This window comes from Streptomyces sp. NPDC031274, from assembly GCF_055570235.1.
This window is the reverse complement of the sequence record NZ_JBVIHP010000353.1, coordinates 1-1178: the sequence shown is the minus strand read 5'-3', so window position 1 is coordinate 1178 and position 1178 is coordinate 1. Positions and strand designations below refer to the sequence as shown.

The 1178-nt window shown below is 66.2% G+C and carries 1 protein-coding gene and 1 pseudogene; one reads left to right on the top strand and one right to left on the bottom strand.

Annotated features, from left to right (window positions below):
* Positions 1-558: hypothetical protein (locus ACZ5CR_RS46325; RefSeq protein ID WP_468870038.1), on the bottom strand; the 558-nt coding region annotated here is incomplete at its 3' end.
* Positions 559-842: 284 nt separating this feature from the next.
* Between ACZ5CR_RS46325 and ACZ5CR_RS46320 the strand changes: the two are divergent.
* Positions 843-1178 (top strand): annotated as a pseudogene (locus ACZ5CR_RS46320) (hypothetical protein); the annotation flags it as partial.

The following is a 1178-nucleotide window of genomic DNA, read 5'->3' as shown; positions in this document are numbered from 1 at the left end:
CCCCCTGTTGATCGCCACGACGAACCGCTCCGCGGCCGTCCTGCGCCGGGCACCGAACCCGAAACGCCATCGTCGGCTCTCCTCGCCGCAGAAAATTGTCAACTGGCGTCGATCCGAGGCGAGTTCCGCCGAGCATTCCCGACGCGGCGCGCACCAGAGGAGGTCCGTCGCGACATCTGCGATCCGGCCGTGGGCGAACACCAGCACCCGCCGGTTGGTGACGACGAGAAAACCGCCAACTCCAACCAGCCGCCTGGGCAGGGTGGTCCGGGCAGGCCAGACCGGGAAGGCCGTCACCAACTCCTCACCCTCATCCAGCAGAGCCCGCACCCGCGCAGGGTTCTTCCAGGCCTGCCCGCCGTACAGCACGGTGTACATCAGCCCCATGCACAGCCCGTACTGCAGCCCGTAGAACCACGGGCGCGACCCGGACCCAAGAGCGACGTGCACCAGAACAAGCACCAAGGGCAGGAACCCCAGGCACCATACGACCAGCACGAGCCGGGCCCGCGTCCCCCGCCGCGCCACGCGTCTCAACCGCGCCTCGACACCGTCCACAAGCCCCCGCCCCGACCACCAGTTGACGCGCCGCTCAACACACCGCCCGTTGCAGCTCAGCCTATTCGAGCCGATTCCTTGATTCCCATTCCCAGCGGCCCCGGCCCTGCGATTCCCGCTAATGTCCCGGAGAACATTTCAACTGAAGTAGAGATAAGGAATTCCGAGTTGTAATTCCCCTACCCAAAAGGAAGGATCACCAACCAGAAGATTCAACGGGTCGGCCGCTCGACACCACTCGGCACGCCGGTCGGCCGATTACCCATGCGCACAAGGAGATCCACATGTCACGCAAAGCGGCAGCCCTCGGCTCGTTACTCGCGGCCGCGCTCCTGCTCAGCGGCTGCGGCGAGAGCGACGACGGTGCGGGCGGGAGCGGGAGCGGGGACGGCGGGGCCGAATCCGCCGCCGCGGAGGCGAAGTTGCTGGGCCAGGTGCCGATGGCGAAGGTCAGCGAAATGTCGGGCGCCATGGGAATGTGGACGACCGACAAGAACTTCGTGAAGGCCGACCTGAAGAAGATAGCGGGGTACTCCCTCGACGGCCGAAAGGCCGAGTGGCAGGTACCGCTCTCCGGTGAGATCTGCTGGTCGTCTCCGGAACCCACCAAGGAGGGTCTC